The organism is uncultured Campylobacter sp., from assembly GCF_938045595.1.
Classification (GTDB): domain Bacteria; phylum Campylobacterota; class Campylobacteria; order Campylobacterales; family Campylobacteraceae; genus Campylobacter_B.
Genome location: NZ_CALIBB010000001.1, coordinates 1 through 5,794, shown reverse-complemented (window position 1 = coordinate 5,794; position 5,794 = coordinate 1). Strand labels below are relative to the sequence as shown.

6 protein-coding genes are annotated in these 5,794 nt (G+C 48.9%); 1 reads left to right on the top strand and 5 read right to left on the bottom strand.

Going from position 1 to position 5,794, the window contains the following annotated elements; genetic code table 11:
* The 5 genes from Q0340_RS00030 to sdhA form a co-directional block, all read right to left on the bottom strand.
* Window positions 1–134: hypothetical protein (locus Q0340_RS00030; RefSeq protein WP_298081639.1), on the bottom strand; the 134-nt coding region annotated here is incomplete at its 3' end.
* A 2-nt stretch (window positions 135–136) separates the two neighbouring features.
* Window positions 137–1,282 carry a hydrogenase small subunit gene (locus tag Q0340_RS00025; RefSeq protein WP_298081638.1) on the bottom strand — a complete coding sequence of 382 codons (1,146 nt, stop codon included), beginning with the start codon at window positions 1,280–1,282 and terminating at the stop codon, window positions 137–139.
* 389 nt (window positions 1,283–1,671) lie between these two features.
* Entirely contained in the window at window positions 1,672–2,529 is an 858-nt protein-coding gene (gene sdhE, locus Q0340_RS00020; protein ID WP_297896025.1) for an 8-methylmenaquinol:fumarate reductase membrane anchor subunit, read from the bottom strand.
* Window positions 2,530–2,539: 10 nt separating this feature from the next.
* Complete coding sequence (sdhB, locus tag Q0340_RS00015) at window positions 2,540–3,514, bottom strand: 8-methylmenaquinol:fumarate reductase iron-sulfur subunit (protein WP_298081637.1); 975 nt, start codon at window positions 3,512–3,514, stop codon at window positions 2,540–2,542.
* A complete protein-coding gene (gene sdhA / locus Q0340_RS00010) occupies window positions 3,511–5,391 on the bottom strand; it encodes an 8-methylmenaquinol:fumarate reductase flavoprotein subunit (protein ID WP_298081636.1) in 1,881 nt (626 codons plus the stop codon). Before sdhA ends, sdhB begins: the two co-directional genes overlap by 4 nt.
* A gap of 156 nt (window positions 5,392–5,547) precedes the next feature.
* Here sdhA and Q0340_RS00005 point away from each other — a divergent pair.
* On the top strand, window positions 5,548–5,794 hold a 247-nt coding region (locus Q0340_RS00005; protein ID WP_298081635.1), incomplete at its 3' end, for a LysR family transcriptional regulator.

Here is a 5,794-nt window from a genome sequence, read left to right as displayed (position 1 = left end):
ATGGTCTCAAGCCCGCGCCATAGCGTCGAGCTACTATAAGCCTCGCGGACGACGTTTTCATCGTCTACTACGACCTCTATTCTTAAATGTCCCTCTATTCTGGTTATCGGATCTATTACGATTCTTTGCGACATGATTATTCCCCTTTATCTTTCTTAAATGACGCAATCGCCGCGTGTGCCGCTACCGCAACACCCGTGATCGCTAAAATTCCGACACCTATCTTATCAGCGGTAGCATCAGCGCCGAGCCCGCCGAAAACGCTTTCGTAAAGGCGATCCGCCAAAGGCTCTTCAAAAGGTCCCATATGATCCCAAAAATCAGGCTCCGAGCAGCCTATACAGCCGTGACCCGCCTGTACCGGCCAGCTAGTGTGGGAGTTGAAGCGCTCGCGCGAGCAGTTATTAAACGTATAAGGGCCCTTGCAGCCTACTTTATAAAGGCAATATCCGTCCTTCGCGCCCGCATCGCCGAAGCTTTCTACAAACTCGCCCGCGTCGAAATGTCCGCGGCGCTCGCACAGATCGTGGATGCGCAGCCCGTAAGCCCATTTAGGTCGGTTATAAACGTCAAGGCTTGGAAGCGTGCCGAAAAGGATGAAATTTAGCACGTTGCCGACGATATTTTTTTCGCTAGGCGGACAGCCCGGGACGTTGATGACGGGCTTGTTTATGATTTTGTCCAAACCTACGGCGCCGGTCGGATTCGGAGCTGCGGCTTGGATACCGCCGAAGCTCGAACAGGTGCCGATCGCAAATATCGCCGCAGCTCCTTCGGCAGCGTGCTTGCAGTGCTGAGCTCCGCTCTTGCCCTCAGGACCCACGGTTAGGAAAAATTCATTCTCGCCGCTTGGAATTCCGCCCTCTACCATCAAGATATAGCGCCCCTTGTATTTTTCGATCGCGCCCTCTAAATTTTCCTCGGCTTGCCAGCCTGCGGCAGCCATTATCGTCTCGTGGTATTCTAGGCTGATGTAATCGAATATGAGGCTATCGATCGTAGGCGTATCGGTGCGTAGCAAGCTCTCGCTACAGCCCGTGCACTCCGCCATATGAAGCCAGATCACCGGCAAGCGATCCGCAAGCTCCGCAGCTCGCGCCACGCTCGGCGCAAATGCGGCTGGGAGCCCTAGCATCGCGGTCATCGCTCCGCTCCATTTCATAAAATCGCGGCGCGAAAAACCCTTGCTCTTAAGCCTTTCTTGTATGCTTTCCTCCGCTTTTATTTGCGGCAAACGCTCAACGGCATCAAGTCTAGCCGAAATTTGAGCTAAATCAACCATAATGTCCTCCTGAAATTTAGGATATTTTTAAATGGCATTCTATCAAAATTTAGAATTCATGCACCTTAAATTTCATTAGATTTAATTAAAATTTTATATTTATTCATCGTCTAGCAGGTTTTAAATTTAAAAATAAAAGGCGGATTAAAATTTAGTGCAGCGGGCGAAACGTTAAATTACGGCGGAGAAAGCATTAAATTTTATGAAGCGTTAAATTTACGAAGCAGTGAAATTTCATCCAAGAATTTTATAGTAGCGGAAAATATTTTAGAATAAGTAAGCGTAGGTTGGATGATTTTGTGAAATACTCACAAGGCGCACTATGTTGTGCGCCGCAGCGAAGTATTTTTGTAAAATCATCCGTTAAATCTTTAGAAATTTCTCAAAGATCAGCTTACCAATCTCGTTGCATCTTGGATATTGATGTTTAGCCCAAGCTGCTCGTTGCTTAGCCCAAGTGCAAGACCTACCAGCTGAGATAGGTGGATGATCGGCTTTCTTGCCTTTGAGTTCATCGCTTCTTGGTATCGCTCCTGATAGATATCTAGCTGCATCTGACATAGCGGACAAGGGGTAACTACGACGTCCGCTCCATGCTCGGCAGCGTCATTTACGATCTCGCTTGACATTTTAGATACCGATTTTACCGCAGGATAGCTAGCGTGAAAGCCGCAGCAATCAAGGCGTTTTTCAAAAGGCACTATCTGAGCACCAAGTGCGCTAACTACCGCTTCAAAGCTTTTTGGATTGGTTGAGCTCTCTTTCTTAAGCTCGCGCTCCGGTCTTAATGAATGGCAGCCGTAAAATAGAGCTACTTTTAAGTTTGTTAGCGGTCTAACGACTTTAGCTTTTAATGTATCTAAGCTTTGATATAGCACCCAAAGCAGGCTCGTAATCTCGGTACTTCCCTGATACTGCATGCCGCCCTCTTTTAAAAAGGTATTGATATAGCTTTTGGCTCCCTTATCTAGAGTAAGTTTAGCCTTGGTTAGAGTTAGCATACAGGTGGAGCAGGTAGTTAGCAGAGGCATATTCATACCCTCGGCTAGCGCGATGTTTCTGGCATTGGCTACTAGGCTTGCCATGGGATCGACGCATTGAGCTTGACTAGCCCCGCAGCAGCTCCAGCCTTTTATCTCGTGAAGTTTAATACCCAGCACCGGAGCGATCGCTTCAAGTGAAATTTTAGATTCCTTTGCGGCTTGACTTAAAACGCAACCCGGGAAAAATGCAAATTCGTTATTCATCCTCTCCTCCTTATTCTATCTCGCCGCTAGCCTGAGCTTTGCGTGCGGCCTCTATCATCTTAACGAGTCCTGCATGTCCCTCGATCTCCTCGCCTCCGAATACGTGCAAAGGATTCATCTTGCCTGCCATCATCAAATTTGCCGCTACGTCCATCTTGCCCATATTTGCAAATACGCCTTCGCTTCTTAAAGCGAGCTTGATCTCGTTTAATCTTCCGCTTCCCTCTACGATATCTAGCAGGAACGCCTCTGCGTGGCCCGGACCGCTTCCTGCGGTTAAGCCTTTTTTCATCGCTAGAGCGCGAAGTGCAGTAATATCGCTTTGAGCGCTTATGCCTTTAGGGCAGCGATCGGCGCACTCTTGGCAGTGTACGCATAGCCATAATCCGTTTAGCACCGCAGGCTTTAGATGAGGCATAGCGTCCCTGCTTCTTGAATCAAACGTGGCGCGGTTAGCATGCGTGAAAACAAAAGGCTGCATATAATCGCTCGCATCGGCTCCAAGTTTATTGCATTCGCTAGCGCAACATCCGCAAAGGATACAATCCCACTGCTTTTTGACGCGCTCCATCTGCTCCGGGCTTTGTTTACAGCCCTTATCGGCGCTAAATTCTTTCTTAGGCGTAATGGTCGGTTTGATCTTTCTTAAATTCTCGATACTAGGCTCCCAATCCACCACTAGATCCGAAATCACTCGGAAATTATTTAGCGGCGAGATCGTAAAGCTATCCGGGTTCTCATACTCCGCAAGCAGAGCCTCCATCTTGGTATCGCAGGCAAGATATGAGTGCCCGTTTACCCTCACGGCACAGGCTCCGCATATCGCCATACGGCACGCTGCGGTAAAATTTAAAGTGATGTCTAAATTTTGCTTAATAAATTGCAAAACTCCAAGCAGAGTCTTTCCTTTGATCTGCTCTAAACTAAGCTCGTAGGCTTGCTTATAATTTTTGCTTCCGTCGAAGCGGTCTATGATAAATTTCATTGAGGTTTCCTTCCGTCAAGAGAGAATTCCGTAACGACGACCTCTTTGTAGCCCAAGCTTAGCTCGCCTGCGTCGTTCATCGTCACGATACTGTGCTTTAAGAAATTTTTATCGTCGCGCTTCGGATAGTCCTCTCTGGTATGCGCGCCGCGGCTTTCCAGCCTCTTTTGCGCAGCCAAACACGCACAGCGCGCAAGCAGGATCAAATTTCCAAGCTCGACATAATCGGTAAATGCAGTATTCATAACCGGATTTGCATCCGCGACATGCAGCTCGTCGTAGCGCGCTTTAATGCCCTCTAAATTTTGCGAAAGCAGATCGAGCTTCTCGCCGGTTCTAAAGATACCCATATTGTCCCAAAGCTGCGCGCCTAGCTCTTCGCGCAACTCATACATCTCGTTTGCCTTGCCCGAGCCGTTTGCGATCTGCTTAAATTTAGCCTGCCATTTTTGCGCCAGCTCGCTCGCTCTTTTACCGTCACCAAAACCGCTTTGTTTTGCAGCGTAATCCGCTGCGCCGAGCCCTGCGAGCTTGCCCGTTACGACGGCGTCGGTTAAAGAATTTCCGCCCAAGCGGTTTGCGCCGTGAATCGAGATACAAGACGCTTCGCCCGCGGTGTAAAGCCCCGAAATTTTAGTGCTCATATCGTCAAATTTTGCGACTTCAATGCCCCCCATCGAGTAGTGAGCGGTAGGACGAATCGGAATCGGCTCCTCGATCAGATCGATGCCCTCAAACAAAATGGCGGTGTGTCTGATCTTAGGAAGGGCTTTTAAAATTTTATCTTTTCCAAGATGTCTTACGTCAAGCAGCACGTATGCGCCGAGCCCCTCACCGTAGCCCCTACCCTCGCGAATCTCGGTTTCGATCGCGCGAGCTACGACGTCACGCGGCGCAAGCTCCATCTTTTCGTGGTAGTTTTTCATAAAGCGCTCGCCTTTGTTGTTGAGCAGATATCCGCCCTCGCCTCGCGCAGCTTCGGTAATGAGCGCGCCGCCGCTTTTGATGCCTGTGGGATGAAACTGCACCATCTCCGGATCGCTAAATCCAAGACCCGCGCGCAGCGCAGCCGCGATACCGTCGCCGGTAGCGATATAAGGCACCGAGGTGCGGTTGTAAAACATCCTCGTATATCCGCCCGTTGCGATTACCAAGGCTTTGCAAAGCACCGGATAAAAATCGCCGGTTTGGATATTTCGAAGCACGACGCCCTCGCATTTGCCGTCAGGAGCGCTGATCTCAAGTAACTCGTGATCGATTAAAAATTTCACGCCGTTGCTGACCGCATCGTCAAAACAGGCGTGCATCAAGATATGACCCGTCTTATCGGCGGAGTAGTTGCATCGTTTTTTAGACGCGCCGCCCATAAAGCGCTGTGCTACGCCGCCCGGGACGCCGCTTTCTTTGCCATCCACGCCGCCGCTAGCATTTCTGGAAAACAGCGTGCCGATGTAATCCATCTCGGCAATCGTAGGGCCCGCAAGCTCGCAAAATTTAATCGCGGCGTCCTGATCTACGAGATATGCGCCGCCCTTTACGGTATCGTAGGCGTGGAGTTTATACGAATCGCCATTTGCGAAACTCGTAACGCCGTTGATACCGCCTTCCGCCATACAGGTGGCGTTGCGCGAAGGCATCATCTTCGTAGCTACGACGACGCTAAGATTTGGATTGCTCTTTCTTACCGCTACGGCTGCACGCAGACCCGCGCCTCCCGAGCCGATGATAAGTACGTCCACACTAGGAAGGCCGCCTTCGTTGCCGCCGTCTGCGCTTTTACTCTTGTCGGTATCCACGCAGCCGCTAAGGCTAAGTGCGCCGACGCTGATACAGGCGGATTTTAAGAAATCGCGTCTGTTGAAATTTGATTCACTCATTTTCCTCTCCATTTGAGAAATTCTTAGCTTAAGTTTAAAGTTCTAAACTAAAAGCGTAATTTTAGTTTCATTTTTAACATAAGTCAAATATTATTTAGTGTATCATTTCATAAGAATTAAGTTATCAATTGGAGAGGCTAAATGAATTTGCATCGCATGGAGCTAGTATTAAAAGTAGCAGAATTCCGCAGCTTTACTAAGGCTGCCGAGGCACTTAAAATCCCGCAGCCGTCGCTATCACAGAGCATTTTATCACTGGAACGTGAGCTTGGAACGCAGCTTTTTAACCGCACGAGTAATCCCATTTCGCTTACGCATGCGGGAAAAATTTATGCTAGTAAAGCCAAAATCATTTTTGATGCCATAAACGACCTAAAAAACGATATCTCTGAAATAAGCGGCG